This is a genomic window from Bacillus sp. COPE52, assembly GCF_003355115.1.
GTDB classification, from domain to species: Bacteria; Bacillota; Bacilli; order Bacillales; family Bacillaceae_G; genus Bacillus_A; species Bacillus_A toyonensis.
This window is the reverse complement of record NZ_CP031292.1, coordinates 2,489,760-2,489,981: the sequence shown is the minus strand read 5'-3', so window position 1 is coordinate 2,489,981 and position 222 is coordinate 2,489,760. Positions and strand designations below refer to the sequence as shown.

1 pseudogene is annotated in these 222 nt (G+C 32.4%); it reads right to left on the bottom strand.

What is annotated here, in order from left to right:
• Positions 1-222: pseudogene (locus DPQ31_RS12305) on the bottom strand (AraC family transcriptional regulator); the annotation flags it as partial.

Here is a 222-nt window from a genome sequence, read left to right as displayed (position 1 = left end):
CTATCAAAGTAGTTATGTGGTACACCTGCTTTTAGATCAATTTGCATTTCTTCTGTTGATTTATTTAAATTTACTTTTGCGAATTCAAAATCTCCAATCCCTTTCAGCGACCATGCAAACTGGTTTCCTTCTAAAATATTATTTACATTAGGCATATCTGGTTTAATTGGATTAGAATCCGTCCCCTTCCAAATTTCTGCTGTTAAAATTGGATATCCTAAT